Genomic DNA, 20,870 nt, shown 5'->3' on the forward strand with positions numbered 1-20,870 from the left:
GGGACGGTGACGACGAAGCAGCCCGCCAGGACCCGCACCCGCGTCGTCGGCGCCGTCGTCGGGCTCGGCGTGGTCGCCGCCGTCATCGCCGCCGCCGTGGTGATCGTGCCGCTCCTGCGGCCACCGGGCCCCCGCCCGGCCTTCCAGCTGCCCGTCCCCTGCGGCGAGACCTGGCAGCTCGGCACGTACCCCGGCCACGACGACTTCGACGTCGACCTGTTCCCGACCGTGGGGCAGGCGTGGGGACGGCCGGTGCTCGCGTCCTACGCCGGCGCGGTCACCGCGGCGGGCGTCAACGGATCGGTGGGCGGCCGCACGCCGGAGGACCCGGACGGCCCGCGCGGCCGTGGCGGCGGCTACTGGGTGGAGATCGACCACGGCGGCAGGTGGGAGACGCAGTACCTCCACCTGCTCGAACCGCCGATGGTCCGGAAGGGCCAGCGGGTCGAGCAGGGGGACCAGCTCGGCAAGGTCGGCAGCACCGGCAACTCCGGCGCGCCGCATCTGCACTACGAGCAGCGCCGGGGCCGGGAGAAGGTCGAGACGTACTTCGACGGTTCACCCTCCGGCATCACCCACGACGACGCCGAGTACACGGTCACCCGAAAGAGCAACAACTGCCCGCCCGCGTGACCGCACCGGTCGCGCCCGTTGATCGACGGGGTCGTCGACACGGCGGGGTTCAGCGTGGAGCCCGCGACGGATCGGAAAACCTCACTGGAGAGCGCCACGGCCGGCATCGAGACGCAACCGGTTGAAGACGTCGTCGAGGAAGTCCGCGCCGGCCTCGGTGAGGGTGCCGACCTCGACGGAGGCGCCGGTGAAGACGTGACCCGCGCCTTCGACGGGCAGCACGTCACACCGCACACCCTCGGCTCGCAGCGCTTCGGCGAAGCGGACGGCCGCCGCGAACGGAACGGTCTCGTCCTCGGTGCCATGGACGAGCAGGAACGGCGGTGCGTCCGGGTGGATGTTGTGCAGGGGGCTCGCGAGCCGCGCGAAGGCCGTGCGCTCGCTCAGCGGCCCACCGAGAAGGATCGCCGGATTCGTGAACGGGTCGTCCTGGTCTCGCAGGGTGGAGAGGTCGGATGGGCCGTACCAGAGGATGACGGCCTGGATCGCGGTGTCACCGGTGCCGGTGAGCCCGGCGATCGCCGCGAGCTGGCCGCCGGCTGATTCACCCAGCACGGCGAAGCGGCCCGGGTCGATCCGCAGCGCCGAGGCGTGGTGGCGCAGCCAGTGGATGGCCGCGTCGATGTCAGCCTGCTGCGCGGGGTAGGTGGCCTCCAGCGCCAGCCGGTAGTCGACGTCGGCGACGGCGTAACCTCGGGCCACCATGCGCTCGTGGAACTGCTGATCCACGGTCCATACCCGACTGCCGGTCATCCAGCCCCCGCCATGGAGCCAGAGCACCACCGGGAACGGGCCGTCGCCTGGCGGCACATGCAGGTCGAGGTGCAGCGGGCGGTATCCGAGCGGGGTCGAGACCACGCAGTTGGCGTGGGTGAGCGTCTTGCGTGGTTCGGGGATGGGATGCAGATCGGTCATCGGCTCAACTCTCTCGTTGGGGACGATCATCGGACGAGGTGCCGAGGTCGTCGTCGCGTCCGGCCGTGATCCGTGACCACTGGGCGGTCGGGCGGCCGTCCAGCCGAAACTGGCCACCTTTGGAACCCCAGCGCTGCGGCCAGCCCTCCGGCGAGTCCTCCCAGAACTCCTGCCGGCCGTAGACGGTCAGATCCAGCAGCCCGTACGACGGTGCCATCAGTTCGTTGCCGCGGCCGGTGGTCCAGTAGGTCTCGTAGACCTTGTCGTCGTCCCGGAGATAGCAAACCAGGATGCCGAAGTGCCGGTTTGCGACCAACCGGTCCACGGCGTCCTGCGGCACCGAGTACCAGGGAATCGTCCAGCCCATGAAGTCGCGATAGCGCGAGCTCTCCTCATACGGCCCCTGGCAGAAGGTTGCGTAGCTGACGTCCCGCGAGTGCAGGTAGGACAACTCGTTGATGTGGGTCGTGGAGAAGGTGCAGCCCTCGCACTGCTCCGCCGCGGGCCTACCGGTGTGCCACATCTGGAAGTAGGCGATCAATTGGGACCGGCCGTCGAAGATGTCGATCAACGGCACCGGACCGTCGGCTCCGATCAGCGGAGTCTGCGGATCGACTTCGACCATCGGCAGCCGACGGCGTTCGGCGGCCAGTGCGTCGCCGGCCCTGGTGTGGGCCTTCTCCTTGACCCGGAGTTCGTCGATCTTCGCCTGCCAGGCCTGCCGATCGGCGACCTGCGGAAGGGGGTGTCCAGCCGCTGACGTCTGTGCCATACGACCCTGTCTAGCCTAATTCGAGAGTGCGGCACAACACCTTTGACTGATCATGGAAATGCCAGAGCTGTCGTCGTCGCGCTGGGCCGAACAACACCAGCGATACGTTGCGCCTCACTGCGGTGGCCAGTTCCGCAGGACGGCGTCGAGGGCGTCCAGGGCCCTCGACCACGAGTCGTCGGCCGGGCGTGGGGTGTGGCGGAACCCGCCGGCCCGTTCCAGGCTGACGTAGCCGTGGAACATGCTGTGCAGCATCCGTACCGCATCCGTCTGATCCGGCTCGGGCAACCGGTATCCGCGCAGGATCGCCCGCGTCATCTCCGAGTGCCGGCGGGCGGCGCTCGCGGCGGCGGTCTCCGCGTCGAGCTCCAGCTGTGCCGCGGCGTATCTGCCCGGATGCTGCTTCGCGTAGTCCCGGTAGGCGTTGGCGAAGGCCACCAGCGCGTCCTTGCCCGCGCGACCGGCGAGCGCGGCGCTGACCCGGTCGGCGAGCTCCGCCAGGGCCAGCACCGCCACCCGGACCCGCAGATCGTGCGCGTTCTTGATGTGGAAATACAGGCTGGCGTCCTTGACGCCGAAGTGGCGCGCCAGTGCGGAGACGGTCACGTTCTCGAAGCCGACCTCGTCGGCCAGCTCCGCCGCGGCCAGGGTCAGGCGTTCCGCGGTCACCCCGGCGCGTGCCATAACCTAATGGTACTAGGTTGGTCCCCGCGGTCGGCGGTCAGCGCACCTCGACGAGGCGGAACCGCTGCAGCACGGCCGGGGTGTCGTCGTCGACCGTGAAGTCCGGCCTGCCCAGCCAGCCCTGGTAGTCCGGCCCGTGCCAGAAGTTCTCGTGCCCGGCCCGCCAGGCGGCGACCGAGTCGTGGCCCTCGCCTTCGTCGCGGGCGTGGTCCACGTCGACGTCGCCGAGCCGGATGACCCGCACCTCGGTCAGTTCGATCACCGCGACCGTGCGGCCGGCGGAGTCGACCACGGCCGCTCGGGTGCCGACGACCGGCAGCGGCTCGCCGTCGATCTCGTAGTCCTGGAGCAGCGCGGTGGTGGTGGTCTTGGATCCGTCGAGCACGGCTGCGACCAGCTTGTCACGCAGCGGACCGGGGAAGGCGAACTCGAACACGGGCGCGTCGTCGGACACCCGAGGAGACTAACCCGCTCCGTCCGCCATGAAATCGGTGGTTTGCCGGAGCCGCGTCGGCCCGCGACGTCGGGCTCTGCCCGTCAGGAGCCGGTGTGCAGCTTCTTCACCAGGTCGACGTACTGCTGTTGCGCGTCCTCCTGGGCGGTGCCGGCCAGGCCTTTCCACGCGTCGTACTTCGCGCGGCCGACCAGATCGAACACCCCGGGCCGGCTGCCGGTCACGTCACCCTGGCTGCCCTGCTTGTACAGGGCGTAGAGCTGCAGCAGGACGCTGTTGTCGGGACGCTGGGCGAGTTGCTTGACGTCGACCTGGGCCTGCCGGAAATCCTCGGTGAGAGACATCCCGGCAGCTTACCCGCGCAGGGGCCGGAGCGAACCGGCGTGATCGAGGGCTGCCGGGAGACGGCGAAGGAGCGGAACTGGAGCCGGCCGCCTCATGCTGGCGAGTTGTGCAACGCCTGGCGGATCGTGGCGGCGACGTACTCGGGGTCGCGCTGGTCCTGCAGGACGATGACGGTGGTGCCGCCGCCGTCCGCGGCGGCGTGGCCGGGCCGGGTGAACAGTGAGACGACCTGCGCCATGGCGGCGTCCAGCTCGGCGACCGGGTCGGTGGTGTCGCGGCGCAGCCAGCGCCGCAGGACGTGGTTGTGGGCCGACACGACGGCGGCGGCCATGAGCTCGGCCCGCAGCGCCGCGCCGGGGGATGGCTCCATCCACTCGGCGATGAACTCCCGGAACAGGCGCTGGTACCGCGCCACGCTGGCGATCTCACGGTCGCGCAGCGTGGCGACCCGGCTGGTCAGCTTGTACCGCCGCCGGGATCGGCCGCCCTCCTCGACGTAGTGCTGCAGCACGAGCCGCACGGCCTCGGTGACGGCGACGATCGCGGTGTCGGCGGTGGAGGTGGCGAGACGGTCCTTGACCGCCGCGAGGAGCCGGTCGTGATCCGGGAAGATCACGTCCTCCTTGGACCGGTAGTGCCGGAAGAGCGTGGTCCGGCCGACGCCCGCGCGGTCGGCGATGTCGTCCACGGTCGTCTGCTCGTAACCGCGTTCGTCGAACAGGTCGAAGGCGGCGTCGACAAGGCGGTCTCGTACGGGAATCCCGGTCACGGTTGTCATCCTCGCGCATCGGCGTGGCCAGGCCTTCCGGCCCCCGGGTGACGGTTGCCCTCAAGACCTGGTATCTAGTACCGTCTGAATGGTACTCAGTACCAAACCCGCCCGCTCCCGGAGCCGGGGTCCTGTTCAGGAGGACTCATGACGGTCACGTATCCCGCCGGCCCCCTCTCCCTGCTCGCCGGCGATCCGGTCCTGCACACGACGGATCTGTTCCACGGTGCCGACCTCGACCTGGCTGTCGAGCTCGCCGACGAGTTCGACACCATGGACGCCGAGCGCGGCACGGTGCTGTTCGCCGAAGGCGACGCCGGCGACCGTCTCTACACCGTCCTGTCCGGCAAGGTGAAGCTCAGTCGCCGCTCCCACGACGGGCGGCAGGGCCTCATCGCGCTGCTCGGCCCGTCCGACCAGTTCGGCGAGCTCGAGCTGATCGACGGGGGACCGCGCGTCGTCACCGCCACCGTCGTGTCCGACGCCCGGCTGGCCTACCTGCCCAAGACCGTCCTCGACCACTGGATCACGCAGCGCCCGCACCTGGCCGAGCAGTTGCTCCGTGTCATCGCCCGCCGGATCCGCGGCCACCGGGCCTCGGTCGACGACCGGCTCTTCAGCGACGTGCCCGGGCGCGTCGCGGGGCGGCTGATCCAGCTCGCCGACCAGTTCGGGGTCGTCGAGGACGGCAACACCCGCGTGGTGCACGATCTCACCCAGACCGAGCTGGCGCAGTTCGTCGGTGCCTCACGGGAGTCCGTGAACAAGGTCCTCGCCGAGTATTCCAACCGGGGCTGGCTGCGCCTGGAACACAAGTGCGTCGTCATCCTCGAGGGCGCGCCGCTGGCCCGTCGCGCGCAGCGCAGACGACGCCGCTGAACCCATCGGGTGCATACTCACCCGGTGGCTGTCGACACCCCCGCGTTGCTGGCCCGGCCGGACAACGACTTCGGCTGGTCCTCGTTCCCGGCCGCGGAGACCGCGCTGAGCGAGATCGACGGGATCGCCGCCGACCTCCGGGGCGGCGGCTCCGGCACCCACCTGCGGCACCGCGTCGCCGGGACGGGCGCGGCATGAGCACGGACCTGTCCGCGCTCGTGCGGACCATCATCGATGGCAACCTGTACCTGACGCTGGGCACCGCCGACCGCGACGGACGGCCGGGTCAGGCGGGGCCGGTCCAGTCCGGCGGCTCGGCAGGGTGGAGCCGCGGGTCGTCCGCGGCGAACGTGCGCACCGGTCCGGGCCCGGTGCGGGGGCCTTCGAAGCGGACGGTGACCCGGCCCCGCCCGCTGCCCCACACCCAGCCCGGGCCGTGCTCGTCGTGGCACACGTCCTGGCCGGTCCGCCACTGCGAGCCGGCCGGTGCGGTCGGTGCGGCCGGCTCGGGCGCACCGCTGTCGTCGCCGGCCGGCGCGGGCCGGTCGGCCGCCGGTGTGAGCAGGGAGAGCAGGTCGTCCTGGGCGAACTCGGTCAGTCCGGACACGCCGACGCCGAGCAGGCGCAGGCCGCCGGTGACGTCGACGTCGGCCAGCAGCCGGCGGGCCGCCTGCGTGATGACCTGCGGGTCGTCGGTGGGCTGGGTCCGGGTGGTGGACCTGGTGATGGTGGTGAAGTCGAAGTAGCGGGCCTTGAGCGTGATGGTGCGCCCGGACAGTCCGGCGGTGCGCAGCCGGCCGCCGACCTGGGTGGCGAGCAGGTCCAGCTCGACACCGAGCCGGGACCGGTCGGCGATGTCGGTGGAGAACGTCTCCTCCGCGGACACGGACTTGGTCTCCCGTTCGGCGACCACGGACCGGTTGTCGTCGGCGCGGGCCAGCCGGAACAGGGCGGTTCCGTGCGCCTGGCCGAACCAGTCGAGCAGGTCGGCCGGGCTGACCGCCGCGAGGTCGGCGACGGTGTGGACGCCGGAACGGCGGAGCCGCTCGGCCGTGGCCGGCCCGACGCCCGGCAGTTTGGTGACCGGCAGCGGGTACATCAGGTCCCGCTCGGTGCCGGGCGCCACCACGGTCAGCCCGTCGGGCTTGTGCAGATCCGAACTGATCTTGGCGACGAGCTTTGAGGTGCCGGCGCCGACTGAGCCGGTGACCCCGCCGGTCGCGGCCGCGATGCGGGCCTTGAGGCCGGTGGCCAGGGCGGTGACCCCGGCGACGGTCAGGTCGTGGTCGCCGGCGGCCAGATCGACGTACGCCTCGTCGATGGAGACCGGCTCGACGAGCGGGGACAGCTCGGCCAGCAGGCCCATGACCACCTGGCTGGTGCGCCGGTAGGCGGGGAAGCGCGGGGCGAGGTACGCGGTGCCGGGTGGGCAGCGGCGGCGGGCCTCGGCGATCGGCATCGCGGAGCGGGCGCCGTAGGCACGGGCCTCGTACGAGGCAGTCGCCACGACACCGCGGCCGCCGATGCCGCCGACGATGACCGGCCGGCCGCGCAGCGACGGCTTGTCCCGCTGCTCGACGCTGGCGAACATCGCGTCGAGGTCCACGTGCAAGATGCTCGCGGTCGTCCGCACGTGCTCACCCCCGTCCATGGTCGCCACCCGCCGACCATGGACGTTACCCGGGCCGGGCGGCCCGGGACGCTCCTCGTACCGGCGCCTCACCGGTGGCGCGGCGGCCCATGGCCACCGCGCCACCGTGCTGCGGGCGCGATGCCGGAGCTACACGCGGAACTGCCCGACGAGCTCACGCAGCTCGGTGGACATGCGGGCCAGTTCCGCCGTGGTGTGCCGCGACTCGGTGATGCCGACGTTGGTCGTCTGCGCCGCGCCGGCGACGCCGAGGATGTTCTGCGCGATCGTGCTCGACCCGATGGCGGCCTCGGCGATGTTGCGGCCGATCTCCTGGGTCGTCGCGGTCTGTTGCTCCACCGCTGCCGCGATCGTCGTCTGGAACTGGTCGATCTGGCCGATCACCGAGGAGATGTCGGCGATCGCGTTCACCGCGCCGCTGATGTCGTTCTGGATCGCCTCGATGCGCACGGCGATGTCGTCGGTCGCCTTGGCGGTCTCCTGCGCGAGGTCCTTCACCTCGCTGGCGACGACCGCGAACCCCTTGCCGGCGTCGCCCGCGCGGGCCGCCTCGATGGTGGCGTTGAGCGCGAGCAGGTTGGTCTGCTCGGCGATCGACGTGATCACCTTGATCACGTTGCCGACCTGTTCCGACGACTCGCCGAGCTTGGCGACCGTGGCGTTGGCGGCTTCCGCGCTGTGCACGGCGGTGCTGGCCACCCTGGCGGCGTCCGTGGCGTTGCGGGCGATCTCACTGATCGAGGCGGTCATCTCCTCGGAGCTGGCGGCGACGGTCTGCACGTTGGTCGAGACCTGCTCCGCCGCCGACGACACCAGGTCGGCCTGCCCGGAGGCGTTGTTCGCGGCCTCGGTGATCCGGTCGCCGGTGGCCGTGAGCTGCGCGACGCTGTCGACCAGGGTGTGCGCGGTCGCGTTGAACGCCTGGATCACGGTCCGGGTCCGCGCGTTGGCCCGGTCGAGCGCACCCGCCATCTGCCCGATCTCGTCCCGGCTGGTGATCCCCGCCGTCTCGGTGAGGTCACCCTCGGCCACCCGCTCCAGCAGCGCCGACACGCGGCGCAGCGGGCGCACCACGAGCCGGGTCACGAAGTACGCGAGGATCAGGCCGACCAGGATGCCGGCCGCGAGGATCGTGACGACGAGGCTGCGCGCGTTGACGTACGCGCTCTTCGCCGCCGCGACGGTCCGGGTCGCCTTCGCCTGTTCGGCGACGCTGGCCTTGTCGAGGAACTCGAGCGCGTTCACGGCCAGCGGCGCGACCTCATCGGCGCTGACCCGCACGAACGTGGCGTAGTCGTTCGTGTCGGCCGTGGGCAGGAGCTTGGTGTTGCGCAGCTCCTGGTACTGCTTCCACAGCGCGGTGAACCGCTCGACCTCCGCCGGTGCGGCGGAGCGGGAGTGGTACACGGCCACGGTGGCCTCCAGCTCCCGGTCCGTGTCGTGCATCCGCTGCACCGCCTGCCGCGTGGCGGCGTCGTCGACGGCCAGCACCGCGTCGCGGAGGTACAACCGGCTCTGCATGGCCAGGTCCCGCACCTTCGCGAGCTCCAGCGACGGCTGCAGGCTCTGCTCGTTGATCTGCTGGCCCTTGAGGTACACACTCGCCAGGCTGCTGATCGAGATGGTACCGACGACAACGGCGGCGACGGCCAGCACCGCCACGATGAGCCCGATCTTGGCCCCGGTCCGTAAATCCGCGACGACCTTCACAGAGCATTCCTACTCGTCCGCCGATGCTGCCGGCGGCGACAAAAGATCTTGCACCCGAACTGCACCCGCTGTCCCGCTTGACGACGGAGGAATGGCCGCGGACCTCAGCGGCCGGGCGGGCTCGACGGTCCGCAGTTGCGGCTCGTGCGGTCCTGGTCCCGGGACACCGGCCCGTCGACGCGGAGCGGGCCGGTCGCGGCGCTGCCGTCGCTGGTGATGCCGGACGGCACGCCGTCGAAGACGGACTCCACCTTGTCCTCCACGCCGCGGGTCCGGCTCGGGTCGCGGGTGTCGTCGTGCTGCTCGTAGTGCAGGTGGTCGATCCGCGTGGCCCCTGTCCGGCCGACGTGGCCGAGCAGCTGCCCCTGCCGCACCGCGTCGCCGGTCCGCACCGCCGGCCAGGTCGTCAGGTGGCCGTACAACGTGAACCAGCCGCCGCCGTGGTCGACGATCACGCCGAAGCCGAGTCCGGAGCGTGTGCCCGACGTGCCGGGCTGGGCCGCCGTGCCGCTGTCGAGCGTCGCGCTCCAGCCGGCCCACGCCACCGTGCCGGCAGCCGAGGCGACGACAGCGCGCCCGGCGCTCGGCCCGCCGACGAAGAAGAAGTCGACGTCGTAGTCGTCGTGTCCGGCGTACGTCGTCAGGCGCCACGTCTCGCCGCACGGAAACGGCAGCTGGAACGCCGGGCGCGGGCCCGCCTGCACGGGACGGTCGTGCATCCGCCGCGTGATCACGGTGTACGAGACGATCACGCACACGGCGATGATCAGCAGCACCGTCAGCCGGTAGACGCCCCTCGCACTCATCCTCGCCCGCAATCTACGCGACCGGGACCCGGACAGGTCGAGCACCGCCGCCGATCCGCACCGCCCCGGAGGTTTGCGGAGCGTCCACGGGGAACCAACTGCCGGACACCGCCCCTCGGTCTCCAAGGAGCGAGCGCCATGACGACCGCCCGACAGAAGGTCATCGAGTATCTGCAGGACGCGCGGGCGGCGGAGTACGCCCTGACTGCCCTCCTCGCCCCCACCATCGCCCTCGTTCCGGAAGGGGACTACCGCCGGTGGCTGGAGTTCCAGCGGCGCCGTTCCCGCGAGCGGGCCTACCAGGTGTCCGACCGGCTGGGTGACCTCGGTGCCCGCCGCGGCCTGCGGCACCTGGGCATGGGCGTCGTCCGCGTGGCGGGCGGGCAGGCCGTGGCGATGGCGGAGGCGCCGCTGCAACTGCTGCGCGGGCAGGACAGCGAGGAGCGGGTGCTGAAGAACACCCGCGACCTGTGTGCCGCCACCGCCGTGGTGGACGCCAACTACCGGGCGCTGGAGCAGATCGCCCATACCTGCCGGGACGAGACCACCGCCCGGCTCGCCGTCGACCTGCGCGTGGAGAGCGAGGTCACGCTGTCGGAGTGTTTCACGGCCCTGGACCGGCTCGCCGAGGCGGTGGTCTTCGGCGACGCCGAAGGGGAACTGGTCCAGCAGGCGCCCGGCACCGGCGCGGTCCAGATGCTCCAGCTGCCGCAGCTGCGCGAGAGCATGTACCGGCTTCGGGACGAGGCCGTCGACGTGCTGCGGTCCGCCCGGGGTGAGGCCATGCGGATCGAGGTACGGACCATCAACCCCGACTACGACAACCTCTCCGTCGAGCAGGTCCTCGACTGGCTGACGCAGCTTTCGCAGGCCGAGCTGGCCACCGCGGACGCCTACGAACGGGCGACCCGCAACCGCATGCCGATCCTCGAGGCGATCCACGACCTCCAGGTCCGCGAGCCGTGGCAGGAGTACGACAGGATGAACGTCGCCGCGGTCCGTGCCCGCCTGCGGGAGGCGGACGAGGACCAGATCCGCTCGGTGCTGGACTACGAGCGGACCCACAAGGACCGGTCCTCGATCCTCAACGCGCCGGAGGCCCAGATCGTCGTCGCCGTCTGACCACGGCGGTCACGCCCGGTCATCGACGTCATCGTCGGCGAGGCGGCCCCAGGAGGTGAGGTCGCGCCAGCTGTACCGCCGGTTCGGGGCCACCGGCGGCGGCTGGGCCGCGGCGGCGTGGCCGAGGCACACGATCAGCTCGGGGCGCCACCCGGCGGGCAGGTTCAGCACCACGCCGACGGCGGCCCTGCTGAACGAGGTGACCGGTCCCGAGCCGAGACCGAGCGCGTGGGCGGCCAGCAGCATCGTCTGCGCGGCGGTCCCGACGTCGATGGACAGACCGCTGCTCGTCTCCCGGAAGCCGTACCCGGCGGCGCGTGCCACGTCGACGCAGATGACGACGGCCGCCGCCGGGCGCTGGAGCATGCCGGGGGAGACCATGCGCAGCACGCGCAGCGTCGCGGCGTCGTCGACCGCGACGAACCGCTGCAGCCGGCGGTTGCCCGCGCTCGGCGCGTGCGCGGCGGCGTCGAGGATCCGCTCCACCTGGTCACGCGGGACCGGCTCGTCGGTCATGGCGCGCACGACCCGGCGCGTCCTGATCACCTCGAGCGCGTCACGGTTCACCGCAGGCCCCGATCGAGGCCGTACCGCGCGACGAGGTGCTCGGCGACCGCGCGGCACACGGTGTCCAGCGCGGCGGCGTACCCTTCCGGGTCGGCCGACCGCGTCGCCGTCTGCGGCACCCGTGGGATCGGCCCCTCCAGCAGCGCCCGCGTCTCGGGCGACACCCGCGGCGCCATGAACCCGGCGAGCCGCTGCGCGGCGGTCAGCAGCCGCAGGGGACCGTACTCCGCGGCCTCGTCGACCTGCGTCCGGGCGGCGGTGACCAGGTAGGCGAGCAGCTCGAGCGCCTCGTCCTCGGTGAGCACCATCGCCGTTGCCACTACCCGCGAGGTTCCGTCTACACCTCGGGCGAGGGCGACGCCGGGCGGTCGATGATCAACAGATGTTCACGCCCGCTTCTTCTGGTGCTGGCTGAGTGAAGCCTGTGCGTTTTCCGAAAGCTCGGCAGACTCAGCCGGTCGCGTCTCGGAACCCACAGACCTGGAGTGGTCGGCCTTGGCCTCAAACGGACGGCGGTGGCGCTGCCCGGCGGGCGCTCTCGCGCTGGTGGCCTTCGTCGTGGCCGTGCTCGCCGCGCCCGCGCCGGCCGCGGCGCACCCGTTCGGTGACCCGCAGACGGTGGCCGTCGCGCTCGACCAGGAGCGGCCCGAGGTCGTGCGGGTGCGGTGGAAGGTCGGCGGCCTCGACGACCTCACCCTGCTCGGGGTCGCGCTCGGCCTGCTGCCGCAGGACCGGGTCATGCTCGACGGCGCGGTCTTCTACCACGACGCCGACGCCGCCGCGATCGGGCCGTCCGACAAGTTCGCGGCCTACCTGCTGCGGCAGATCACCGTCGCGAGCGGCGGGCGCTCGTGCGCCGGCGCCGTCGAGCCGCCGGCCGACCTGGCCCGGACGGGTGTGACCATCGCCTACACGTGCCCCGGACCGGTCGCCACGGCGTCGGTCGCGGTACGGACGCTGACCGACCTCAATCCCGCGTACCAGACCCTCGCGACCGGCCCCGACGGCGAACGCGCGGTGTACCGGTCGGACGCGGCCTCCCACGACTGGGCACTCGGTGACGCACCGGCCCGGGGCGGCACGGACCTCGGCCGCAGCGCCGCCGTCCAGGTCGGCGGCGTGCTGTTCGCAGGAGCCGCCGGGGGAGCGCTGATCTGGTGGCTGCGGCGGCGAAGGGCCCTTCCATGATCGGCGCCCGGTCGCGCGCCGTCCTGCGCCTGGCGACCCGTGTCGCCCCTGTCCTCGCCGCCGCCGGCAGCACCCTGTCCGGCGCCGGTCCGGTCACCGTATCCGCGATGCATCTCGTCACCGTCAGTTAAGGAGACACCGCACCATGAGGCAACGACTGCGGCGGGCGGGTGGGAAGTGGACGCACGTGCTCGTGCCGCTGCTCGCCGTCACGCTCGTCGGCGGATCCACCGCCGCGATCGTCCCGACGACGGCGGGCGCCGAGAACGCGCCACCGCCCACCTCCAGCGCACCGGTCCTCAACCTGACCGAAGGGCAGACACTGGAGGGCACCGTCAAGGTCAACGCCGAGCCGACCATCGAGAACGACTCGGTCGTCGCGCTGACGGTCGACGGCCACGCCGTGGCCGCGAAGGCGACCGCCGGCACCGCGCACTTCGGCTTCGACATGGGCGGCAACGGTACCGAGGCCAGGTACCACAACTACATCACCGTCAACGACCACACGTCCGAGGCCGACCGGATCTACTTCCCGGACATCCCCGGCGGGCGCGCCGGCACCCTCGACTTCCCCGGCGCCTGGCTGCACCCCGGCGTCAACACCGTCACCGTGCACGCCGGCTGGAACTGGGTCGACACCACCAACGCCGCCGCCACCGGCGTCGAGCAGCTGCCCAACGGCGAGGGCCTGCGCTGCCCCAACTACGACGACTTCCCGCTGAGCAGCATCAGCCTGAGCCTGCTCGGCGTCGTGGCCGACGGTGAGCAGAACAACTTCAGCTACACCTTCGGCGACGGTACCTGCGGCAGCTCGCCGCGTGCGCTGAAGCAGGACCTGACGTTTGTCATCTCGGGCGAGCCCGGCAGCACCGCCGGCCTCGGCGCCGACCTGGACACCACCAAGCTGGCCAACGGCACCCACGTCGTCGCCGCGACCACCAAGTCCGGCGCCAGGACCAGCGTCACCGTCCGGATCAACAACGCACCCGCCGGCGCGCCGAAGGTGTCCCCGGCCGACGGTGCCGTCATCCGCGGCCTGCGGCCGGTGACCGCCGCCCTGCCGACCGGCAGCACCGGCACCGTCGAGTCGCTCGCGATCGACGACAGCCCGGCCGGGAACGCCGAGACGCTCGCCGCGGGCACCGCCACCTTCGCCCTCACGATCGAGGCGGGCAACTCGGTCGAGGCGAAGTACCACAACTACCTGCTGGTCAACGGCAACCGCGTCGCCCTCGGCGGCGACTACGGCGTCACCGGCGCGGAGACCGCGACGCTCAAGTTCCCGAACCGGTTCCTGCGCCCCGGCGACAACGTCATCCAGGTCAAGACCGGCGACTACAACGGCACGCTGAACGGCGCGACCTGCGCCAACCACGACGACTTCAAGGTCACCCGCAGCTCGGCCAGCCTGGCGATCAGCACCGCCGGGACGGTGACCGCGGGCACGACCTACCTCGTCACGACCAACGGCACGACGGTGACGAAGGAGGCGACCACCGCCGCCTCGCTCGCGCTGGGCGACGGCACCTGCGGCGCCAACAAGGAGGCCGAGTTCCACTTCGACATCACCGGGGCGCCGACGACCCGCACGATCGAGACCCTCGGCTCCGGCGGCGACGCGCACCTGCGGGTGTTCGTCGGCGGCAACGGCGCGGACAACGGGTTCGACAACACGGTGCTCATCAACGGCATCCCGCTGAGCCTCGGCGTCTGGGAGAAGGAGGTCGCCGACCTCAGCTTCCCGAACGAGTGGCTGGTGCCCGGCGTCAACGTCGTGGAGTTCGTCGCCGGCAGCGACCACGGCAGTGCCACGCCCGGCGGCTGCGACAACTACGACGACTTCACACTGCGCGACTTCCAGCTGGCTCCCGTGGGTGCGAAGGCGACCCAGCTGACCAGGGAGATCGCCGGCAACACCGTCACCATCGGGTCGGCGAGCTACCCCGCGGGCCAGCCGGTGACCGTCTTCATCGGCGACGGCACCTGCGGCAGCAGCCACAACGCCGTGCTGAACAAGACCATCCTCTTCGACGTCACCACCGAGTCCGGTGCGGTACCGGCCGCGCTCGGCCGGCGGGCCGACGTCGACAGCACCAAGCTGCGCGACGGCGAGCACACCATCACGGCCGTCGTCGGCGACAAGACCTCGACCCGGCGGTTCACCGTCGACAACACCGCACCCGAGATCGAGAACAGCGTCCCGGCCGAGGGCCAGCGGCTCACCTCCACCGTGGCGCTCGTCGTCACCGTCAAGGACGCCTCGGGCGTCGCCGGCAAGCCGGTGATCACGCTGGACGGCAGGGCCGTCGCCCAGGGCGACCAGATCGGCCACGGCCTGCCGGCCGGGGCGCACACCATCACCGTCACCGCGACCGACACGCTCGGCAACACCGCCACCCGGGAGATCCGCTTCACCAGCGCGAGCATCCCGGACGTGCCGGACGCGCTCAACGCGGCGGTGACCGGTGACGACGCCACCCTCTCGGCCAAGGTGCCCGGCGCGGCCGGCGTGCCGCTCACGGCCACCTTCACCAAGGCCGACGTCGTCCTCCCGACCGCCGGCTACCAGGGCGAGGCGACCGGGGTACCGACCACCCTCGACGTGGCCCACGACGCCACCGTCAAGGTCGACTCGCTGCGGCCGCTCGACGGCAAGACGATCGACACCCCGTCCGGACGCGACGTGGTGTTCCAGCGGTACGACCTGAGCCTCGGTGCCACCGAGACGCCGATCCTGCGCTGGGAGGGCACCATCGACCCCGACCGGGTCGTGGCGCTGCGCGTGTGGGACCCGTCGGGCAAGCGCTGGGTCGCGCTCACCAGCTCCCGCGGACAGGCGGGACGCAGCACCGTCCTGGCCGCGCAGCTCGGTGCCGAGTACCGCGCCGGCGGCACCGTCCACGTCCTGGTCACCGGCGAGGACCCGTTCGCCGACGACCTGTCGCCGCGCGACGCGACGGCGCAGCAGGACAAGGACCGCTTCGAGGACCCGGCCACCTACGACTTCGCGCTCGCGCACTTCACCGACACGCAGTACCTCACCGAGGGCGCGGCCGGCGGCGCGTACGACAACTGGAACGGCAAGCAGGAGCCCTCCGACGTCGAGACCATCGAGGAGCAGGCGATCTGGGCGGCGGCCTACAAGGACACCACCCAGTGGATCGCCGACAACGCGGCGGGCCGCAAGATCGCCTACACGGCGCACACCGGCGACATCATCGAGAACGACTACTACGACCCGCTGGCGAAGAACCCGGACGGCTCGCTGCAGCGCCCGGGCCTCAACGAGGAGGTCGACAAGGAGCTCGCGCTCGCCTCGGGCTACCAGAAGATCCTCGACGACAGCGGCGTGGTCAACCAGGTCATCGCGGGCAACCACGACAACCAGCTGGGCGCCGAGACCGGGCCGAACTCCCGCTTCGCCCGGACCTTCAGCGCCGACCGGTACTACCAGGTGGCGAAGGGGTGGCCGGCCGGCACCGAGTACCACGCCTGGGACGAGCAGGTCAACGCCGACGGCACGGTGAAGCCCGGCAAGGACAACCAGAACAACTACGTGCTGTTCTCCGCCGGCGGCCTGGACTTCGTCGCGGTCGGCCTGTCCTACGGCGTCACGCCGCAGGAGGCCAAGTGGGCCGATTCGGTCTTCAAGCGGTACAAGGACCGCAACGGCATCCTGCTCTCGCACGATTACCTCAAGCCGTCGACGAACCCCGACGGCCGCGGGGCGGCCTTCTCCGCGCCGGACGGCTCGCCGCTGTACAAGCAGGTCGTCGAGGCCAACCCGAACGTCTTCCTGGTCCTCGCCGGCCACGAGCACGGCGTCGGCACCAACCTGAAGTCGAAGGTCGGCGTGACCGTGACCCACGACGTCGTCGAGCTGCTGGCGGACTACCAGTTCTACACGGTGTCGGCCGGCGAGCTGTGGCCGAAGCTGGTCGACGCGAACGGCAACATCGACCTCAACGGCGACGGCACGCCCGACCACAAGGCGACCGACCGGCTCCAGTTCGGCGCGAGCTTCCTGCGCCTGCTGCAGTTCGATGTCAAGCGCGCCGTGATGCACATCGACACGTACTCGCCGTTCCTGAACAACTTCGGGGCGACCGAGTTCGACATCCGCAAGGACGGCAGCCAGCCCAAGCCGCGGTACAACGGCGCGGAGGACAACCTGACGCTGCCGGTCGACCTCACCAGCCGCCGGACGTCCTTCGCCACCGACTCGCTGGCGCTGTACGTGCCGTCCGGCGTCATCGGCACCGACGAGGTCACGGCGAACGGGACGGCCACGGTGACCTGGCGGGGCCTCACGCCCGCCACGTCGTACGCCTGGATCGTCTCGGCGAAGAGCGCCGACGGCGGCGTGGCGGTGGCCCGGCCGGCCGTCTTCCGCACACCCAAGGGCGCGGCGACGGTCACGGCGACGGCCGCGCCGGTCGACTGGGGCACGTCGGCGACGGTGACGGTCACCGTGACCGCGGGCGGCGTACCGGTGGCGGGCAGCGTCGAACTGCGCGAGGGCACCACGGTGCGCGGTTCGGCCACCCTGCCGCCGACCGGCACCGCCACCTTCCCGCTGCCACCGGGCCTCGCGGCCGGCAGCCACACGCTCACCGCGGCGTACTCGGGCAACGACACCTTCGACCCGGTCCAGGGCACCGTCACCGTGACGGTGAACCTACCGCCGGCGTGGAGCCCGGCGGTGCAGTACAAGGCCGGCAACAAGGTCAGCTATCAGGGCAAGCCGTATCTCGCCGCGTGGTACAGCCAGAACCAGAAGCCGGGCGCCGACCCGAACGGCGCGTGGCAGGAACTGGCCATGACCGAGGACGGCACCACGCTGTGGACGGCGTCGCGGATCTTCAACGCCGGTGACGTCGTGAGCTACCAGGACAAGAAGTTCCGCGCCCGCTGGTACGCCCGCAACCAGGCCCCCGGTGACCCGAACGGTCCCTGGGAGGAGGTCGCGCCGCCGGCGCCGGGCAACGGCCCGCCGGCCTGGACACCGACGACGGTCTACAACACCGGGGACCGGGTGACGTACCAGAACCATGTGTACGAGGCCAAGTGGTACACCCGCAACCAGTCGCCGGGCGACGCCAACGGTCCCTGGAAGCGGATCAGCTGACCCTGCCGCACGGTGAGCGCATGCCGGTGGCGGGCGGCCCTTGAGAAGGACAGCCGCCCGCCACCGGCGGAGCTGTTCGCGTCGGCCGTGTTGCGCTCGCCGCGAACGGGGCTTCCCCGGACCGGTGCCCATCCGGTGAGGTGGGTCGATGACGCAGCGGGGGCAGGCGGACGACGTCGACGCAACGGCACCGGCCGGCATGGTGCCCGGCCGGCGCGGGCCGGGCCGGGGGCTCGGCAGCGGGTTCAACCGGCTCTGGGCGGCAGCCGCCGCGGGCCAGTTCGGCGACGCGGTGTACCGGGTCGCCATCGCGCTGCTCGCCGCGCGCCTCACCACCGATCCCGTGGCGTTCTCGGCGCTCAACGCGCTCGGCTACCTGCCGTGGCTGGTGCTCGGGCTGCCGTCCGGCGCCCTCGTCGACCGCTTCGACCGGCGGCGGCTCGCGCTGCTGGTCGGTGCCGTCCGCACCGCCACGATCGCGGCCCTGCTCACCGCCGTCGCGCTCGACCGGGCGTCGCTGTGGCTGCTGTACGCGGTGGTCGTCGTGCTCGGCGCGTGCGAGACGGTCTACGACAACGCGTTGCTGTCGATGCTGCCCACGGTGCTCGGCGACCGCGAACGGCTCGAGGCCGCCAACGGCCGCCTGCAGGGCACCGAACTGCTGGCGCAGGGGTTCCTCGGCCCGCCGGCGGCCAGCGCGCTTTTCGCACTGCTGGCGAGCGCGGCGTTCGGTCTCAACGTCGCCTGCTACGCCCTGGCGGTGCTGCTGCTGATCGGACTGCCCGGCACCTACCGCGCCCAGGGCGGCGGGCGGACGCCGATGTTCCGGGCGATGGGGGAGGCCGTGCGGTTCGTCCGCGGCCACGCGATGCACCGCGCCCTGCTGTCGGTGGTGCTCGTGCTCGGATTCGGAAACGCCATGGCGACCGCGCTGATAGTGCTGTGGACCCGGGAGGTCCTGGGCGTGCCGGAGGCGGCGTTCGGCCTGTTCCTGCTGGCCGGCGGTGCCGGTGGGGTCATCGGCAGCCAGACCGCCGCCCGGCTCGCCGGCCGGATCGGCCGCGGCCGGGCCATGGTCCTGTCCGCCGTGGTCACCGGGCTGGGTTTGGTGCTCGCCGCCGCGACCCGCTCGCCGTACCTCGCCGCCGGGGCCTACGCGCTGACGGGCTGGGCGATCCTGCTCTGGAACGTCGTCTACGGCTCGCTGCGGCAACGGCTGACCCCCGATCCGCTGCTCGGCCGTACGATCGGCATCTACCGGGTCGCCGCCTGGGGCGTCATGCCCCTCGGGGCGCTCGCCGGCGGCGCGCTGGCCGACACCGGCGGCCTGCGCGCGCCGCTGCTCGCCGCCGGGATCCTGACCCTCGCCGCCGGCGGGTATGCCGCGTTCCGGCTCACCAACGCCCGCGTCGACGCCGCGATCGCCGAGGCCGACGCGAAGGCCACGGCGTGAGCGGCGGTCAGCCGGGGCGCACCAGGCCGGCGCGGTAGGCGAGCACGACCGCCTGCGCCCGGTCCCGCGCGCCGATCTTGGCGAGGATCCGCTTGACGTGGGTCTTCGCGGTGGACTCGGCGATGACGAGCACGTCCGCGATCTCCGCGTTGGACAGGCCCTCGGCGACGAGCCGCAGCACCTGCCGCTCACGGTCGGTCAGGGCCGCCAGTTGCCGGCCGGCCGCGCCGGCCTGCGCGAGCGCGTCCGGTGAGCCGGTCGTCGCCAGGAAGTGGCTCACCAGGTCGCGGGTCACCGCCGGGTCCAGCAGCGTGTCGCCCGCGGCGACGGTCCGGACCGCGTCGACGAGCCGCTCGGGCGACGCCCGCTTGAGCAGGAACCCGCTGGCGCCGGCGTGGAGCGCGCCCCACACGTACTCGTCGTGGCGGAACGTGGTGAGGACCAGCACCCGCGTCGCCAGGCCGGCCGCGACGATGCGACGGGTCGCCTCGATGCCGTCGATGCCCGGCATCCGCACGTCCATCAGTACGACATCCGGATCGAGTGAACGGCACACCTCGACGGCGCCGATGCCGTCCGCGGCCTCGCCCGCGACCTCGATGTCCGCCGTGCTGGCGAGCACGACGCCGACCCCGGCCCGCAGCAGGGCGTCGTCGTCGGCGAGCACCACCCGGATCGTCGTCATGGCAGTGGAAGCACCGCGCGGACGTGGAAGCCGGTGCCGTTCCCGCCGTGCTCGACGGTGCCGGCGAGCACGGCGACCCGTTCGGTGATGCCGAGCAGGCCGCGCCCGGGCTGGTACCCCGGCACCGGCCCGCGGCCGTCGTCGCGCACGTCGACCTCCACCGCCGTGCCGTCGGTGCGGACCAGGACGTCGGCGGCACCCGCCCGCCCGTGCCGCAGCGCGTTGGTGAGCGCCTCCTGCACGATCCGGTACACCGATCCGTCGAGGCTGCGCGGCAGTTCCTGGTCGGGCGGCTCCAGCCGCACCGTCACGGTCATGCCGGCCTCCGTCATCCGCTCGGCGAGCCGGGCGAGGTCGTCCGTGCCGGGCTGTGCCCCGGCGGTGCTGCGCAGGGCGCCCAGCAGCAGGTCGAGCTGGTCGAGCGCCTCCCGGCCGGTCTGCTCGAGGCCGGTGAGCATCTGCCGCGCCTGCTCGGGATCGCGCTCCAGCACCACGCGGGCGGCCCCGGCGCGGACCAGCATGACGGTGACCGCGTGACCGACCACGTCGTGCAGCTCGCGGGCGATCGACGTCCGCTCGTCGGCGACGGCCTCCCGGCGCAGCCGCTCCCGCGCCGCGGCCTGCTGCTCGCGGCGCCGCGCGACGCCGTACCCGGCGGCCCAGGCGAGCAGCCACGTGAACATGACGCCGGCCGGCACCGTCTGCGGGGTGTCGGTGCCGGCGAAGTATCCGAGCACACCCGCCAGCGCGATGAACGGGCCCCACAGCGAACGGCGCCGGCTGCCGTACTGGCCCAGCGAGTACAGCCCGATCAGGTTGGCGTACGGGGAGAGCTGGCCGGGCGCGATCCACAACGCCTCGGCGACGAGCGCGGCCGTCCCGATCAGATAGCCGGTCAGCGGCGCCCGCCGGCGCAGCGCGAGCGCACCGCTGATCAGCGCGGTGAGCACGAGCGTGCCGGCCGTCGGTGCCGCTTCGGAGCCCGGCACGGCGACGAGCGCGACGAACGTCGCGACGGCCAGCCCGCCGTCGACCACGGCCGCGGGCGCCCGGCCGGCCGCGTCGGCGACCCGGCCGGACACCCGGCGCACGCTGCTTCCGATCACGCG

Annotated in this window: 21 protein-coding genes; 8 read left to right on the forward strand and 13 right to left on the reverse strand. The window is 72.2% G+C overall.

All coding sequences use genetic code 11. From position 1 onward, the window contains the following. Nucleotides 1-6: 6 nt before the first annotated feature. Nucleotides 7-633 (forward strand): M23 family metallopeptidase, encoded by a 627-nt coding sequence (locus tag Dfulv_RS23590; protein WP_319805821.1) that lies wholly within the window; start codon nt 7-9, stop codon nt 631-633. 81 nt (nt 634-714) lie between these two features. Here Dfulv_RS23590 and Dfulv_RS23595 read toward each other — a convergent pair whose 3' ends face one another. From Dfulv_RS23595 to Dfulv_RS23620, 6 genes are all read right to left on the reverse strand, one after another. Beyond that, on the reverse strand, nt 715-1,548 hold the full coding sequence (locus Dfulv_RS23595; protein ID WP_259866865.1) for an alpha/beta hydrolase: 834 nt from the start codon (nt 1,546-1,548) through the stop codon (nt 715-717). A 4-nt stretch (nt 1,549-1,552) separates the two neighbouring features. Next, a complete protein-coding gene (locus Dfulv_RS23600; RefSeq protein ID WP_259866867.1) occupies nt 1,553-2,320 on the reverse strand; it encodes a DUF899 domain-containing protein in 768 nt (255 codons plus the stop codon). A 114-nt stretch (nt 2,321-2,434) separates the two neighbouring features. Further along, complete coding sequence (locus Dfulv_RS23605; protein WP_259866869.1) at nt 2,435-3,004, reverse strand: TetR/AcrR family transcriptional regulator; 570 nt, start codon at nt 3,002-3,004, stop codon at nt 2,435-2,437. Between the two features lie 37 nt (nt 3,005-3,041). Continuing rightward, complete coding sequence (locus Dfulv_RS23610) at nt 3,042-3,458, reverse strand: ASCH domain-containing protein (protein ID WP_259866871.1); 417 nt, start codon at nt 3,456-3,458, stop codon at nt 3,042-3,044. 83 nt (nt 3,459-3,541) lie between these two features. Then, the gene (locus Dfulv_RS23615) at nt 3,542-3,802 is read right to left on the reverse strand and encodes an acyl-CoA-binding protein (protein ID WP_259866873.1); all 261 of its coding nucleotides are present in this window, start codon (nt 3,800-3,802) and stop codon (nt 3,542-3,544) included. 92 nt (nt 3,803-3,894) lie between these two features. Then, entirely contained in the window at nt 3,895-4,572 is a 678-nt protein-coding gene (locus tag Dfulv_RS23620) for a TetR/AcrR family transcriptional regulator (RefSeq protein ID WP_259866874.1), read from the reverse strand. Between the two features lie 147 nt (nt 4,573-4,719). Between Dfulv_RS23620 and Dfulv_RS23625 the strand changes: the two genes are divergently transcribed. Together Dfulv_RS23625 and Dfulv_RS23630 are read left to right on the forward strand one after the other, a co-directional pair. Next, on the forward strand, nt 4,720-5,451 hold the full coding sequence (locus Dfulv_RS23625; RefSeq protein WP_259866876.1) for a Crp/Fnr family transcriptional regulator: 732 nt from the start codon (nt 4,720-4,722) through the stop codon (nt 5,449-5,451). Between the two features lie 24 nt (nt 5,452-5,475). Beyond that, the gene (locus Dfulv_RS23630; RefSeq protein WP_259866878.1) at nt 5,476-5,649 is read left to right on the forward strand and encodes a hypothetical protein; all 174 of its coding nucleotides are present in this window, start codon (nt 5,476-5,478) and stop codon (nt 5,647-5,649) included. Between the two features lie 88 nt (nt 5,650-5,737). On the opposite strand, the gene Dfulv_RS23635 is transcribed toward Dfulv_RS23630, so the two are convergent. The 3 genes from Dfulv_RS23635 to Dfulv_RS23645 all read right to left on the reverse strand — a co-directional run bounded on the left by Dfulv_RS23635 (nt 5,738) and on the right by Dfulv_RS23645 (nt 9,618). After that, nucleotides 5,738-7,102 carry a DNA polymerase IV gene (locus tag Dfulv_RS23635; RefSeq protein ID WP_259867872.1) on the reverse strand — a complete coding sequence of 455 codons (1,365 nt, stop codon included), beginning with the start codon at nt 7,100-7,102 and terminating at the stop codon, nt 5,738-5,740. Nucleotides 7,103-7,231: 129 nt separating this feature from the next. Further along, entirely contained in the window at nt 7,232-8,812 is a 1,581-nt protein-coding gene (locus tag Dfulv_RS23640; RefSeq protein ID WP_259866880.1) for a methyl-accepting chemotaxis protein, read from the reverse strand. Nucleotides 8,813-8,916: 104 nt separating this feature from the next. Continuing rightward, nucleotides 8,917-9,618 carry a M23 family metallopeptidase gene (locus Dfulv_RS23645; RefSeq protein WP_259866882.1) on the reverse strand — a complete coding sequence of 234 codons (702 nt, stop codon included), beginning with the start codon at nt 9,616-9,618 and terminating at the stop codon, nt 8,917-8,919. 138 nt (nt 9,619-9,756) lie between these two features. On the opposite strand from Dfulv_RS23645, the gene Dfulv_RS23650 reads away from it, so the two are divergent. Further along, nucleotides 9,757-10,740 carry a hypothetical protein gene (locus tag Dfulv_RS23650; RefSeq protein ID WP_259866885.1) on the forward strand — a complete coding sequence of 328 codons (984 nt, stop codon included), beginning with the start codon at nt 9,757-9,759 and terminating at the stop codon, nt 10,738-10,740. 9 nt (nt 10,741-10,749) lie between these two features. Here the strand turns inward: Dfulv_RS23650 and Dfulv_RS23655 are convergent, their stop codons facing one another. Together Dfulv_RS23655 and Dfulv_RS23660 are read right to left on the reverse strand one after the other, a co-directional pair. Beyond that, nucleotides 10,750-11,307, reverse strand: coding sequence for a nitroreductase family protein (locus Dfulv_RS23655; protein WP_259866887.1), 558 nt, complete (start codon nt 11,305-11,307; stop codon nt 10,750-10,752). Further along, nucleotides 11,304-11,627, reverse strand: a complete 324-nt coding sequence (locus Dfulv_RS23660; RefSeq protein WP_259866889.1) for a DUF6092 family protein — start codon at nt 11,625-11,627, stop codon at nt 11,304-11,306. Before Dfulv_RS23660 ends, Dfulv_RS23655 begins: the two co-directional genes overlap by 4 nt. A 226-nt stretch (nt 11,628-11,853) precedes the next feature. On the opposite strand from Dfulv_RS23660, the gene Dfulv_RS23665 reads away from it, so the two are divergent. From Dfulv_RS23665 to Dfulv_RS23680, 4 genes are all read left to right on the forward strand, one after another. After that, nucleotides 11,854-12,495 (forward strand): hypothetical protein, encoded by a 642-nt coding sequence (locus Dfulv_RS23665; RefSeq protein WP_259866891.1) that lies wholly within the window; start codon nt 11,854-11,856, stop codon nt 12,493-12,495. Continuing rightward, the gene (locus Dfulv_RS23670; protein ID WP_259866893.1) at nt 12,492-12,626 is read left to right on the forward strand and encodes a hypothetical protein; all 135 of its coding nucleotides are present in this window, start codon (nt 12,492-12,494) and stop codon (nt 12,624-12,626) included. Before Dfulv_RS23665 ends, Dfulv_RS23670 begins: the two co-directional genes overlap by 4 nt. A gap of 14 nt (nt 12,627-12,640) precedes the next feature. After that, nucleotides 12,641-17,623, forward strand: a complete 4,983-nt coding sequence (locus Dfulv_RS23675; protein ID WP_259866895.1) for a carbohydrate-binding protein — start codon at nt 12,641-12,643, stop codon at nt 17,621-17,623. 148 nt (nt 17,624-17,771) lie between these two features. After that, a complete protein-coding gene (locus Dfulv_RS23680; RefSeq protein WP_259866897.1) occupies nt 17,772-19,076 on the forward strand; it encodes an MFS transporter in 1,305 nt (434 codons plus the stop codon). A 7-nt stretch (nt 19,077-19,083) separates the two neighbouring features. On the opposite strand, the gene Dfulv_RS23685 is transcribed toward Dfulv_RS23680, so the two are convergent. Together Dfulv_RS23685 and Dfulv_RS23690 are read right to left on the reverse strand one after the other, a co-directional pair. Further along, entirely contained in the window at nt 19,084-19,761 is a 678-nt protein-coding gene (locus Dfulv_RS23685; RefSeq protein ID WP_259866899.1) for a response regulator, read from the reverse strand. Continuing rightward, nucleotides 19,758-20,867: a sensor histidine kinase gene (locus Dfulv_RS23690; protein WP_259866902.1), complete on the reverse strand. Its 1,110-nt coding sequence runs from the start codon at nt 20,865-20,867 to the stop codon at nt 19,758-19,760. The genes Dfulv_RS23685 and Dfulv_RS23690 overlap by 4 nt, the downstream gene beginning before the upstream one ends. Between the last annotated feature and the right edge of the window lie 3 nt (nt 20,868-20,870).

Source organism: Dactylosporangium fulvum, assembly GCF_025137375.1.
In the GTDB taxonomy this organism is placed as follows: Bacteria; Actinomycetota; Actinomycetes; order Mycobacteriales; family Micromonosporaceae; genus Dactylosporangium; species Dactylosporangium fulvum.

Bases quoted from the DNA above. Each gene is read 5' to 3' on its own strand.
- Dfulv_RS23595 (WP_259866865.1), bottom strand. From the start codon at position 1,548: ATGACCGATCTGCATCCCATCCCCGAACCACGCAAGACGCTCACCCAC.
- Dfulv_RS23600 (WP_259866867.1), bottom strand. From the start codon at position 2,320: ATGGCACAGACGTCAGCGGCTGGACACCCCCTTCCGCAGGTCGCCGAT.
- Dfulv_RS23605 (WP_259866869.1), bottom strand. From the start codon at position 3,004: ATGGCACGCGCCGGGGTGACCGCGGAACGCCTGACCCTGGCCGCGGCG.
- Dfulv_RS23615 (WP_259866873.1), bottom strand. From the start codon at position 3,802: ATGTCTCTCACCGAGGATTTCCGGCAGGCCCAGGTCGACGTCAAGCAA.
- Dfulv_RS23625 (WP_259866876.1), top strand. From the start codon at position 4,720: ATGACGGTCACGTATCCCGCCGGCCCCCTCTCCCTGCTCGCCGGCGAT.
- Dfulv_RS23635 (WP_259867872.1), bottom strand. From the start codon at position 7,102: ATGGACGGGGGTGAGCACGTGCGGACGACCGCGAGCATCTTGCACGTG.
- Dfulv_RS23645 (WP_259866882.1), bottom strand. From the start codon at position 9,618: ATGAGTGCGAGGGGCGTCTACCGGCTGACGGTGCTGCTGATCATCGCC.
- Dfulv_RS23650 (WP_259866885.1), top strand. From the start codon at position 9,757: ATGACGACCGCCCGACAGAAGGTCATCGAGTATCTGCAGGACGCGCGG.
- Dfulv_RS23670 (WP_259866893.1), top strand. From the start codon at position 12,492: ATGATCGGCGCCCGGTCGCGCGCCGTCCTGCGCCTGGCGACCCGTGTC.
- Dfulv_RS23675 (WP_259866895.1), top strand. From the start codon at position 12,641: ATGAGGCAACGACTGCGGCGGGCGGGTGGGAAGTGGACGCACGTGCTC.
- Dfulv_RS23680 (WP_259866897.1), top strand. From the start codon at position 17,772: ATGACGCAGCGGGGGCAGGCGGACGACGTCGACGCAACGGCACCGGCC.
- Dfulv_RS23685 (WP_259866899.1), bottom strand. From the start codon at position 19,761: ATGACGACGATCCGGGTGGTGCTCGCCGACGACGACGCCCTGCTGCGG.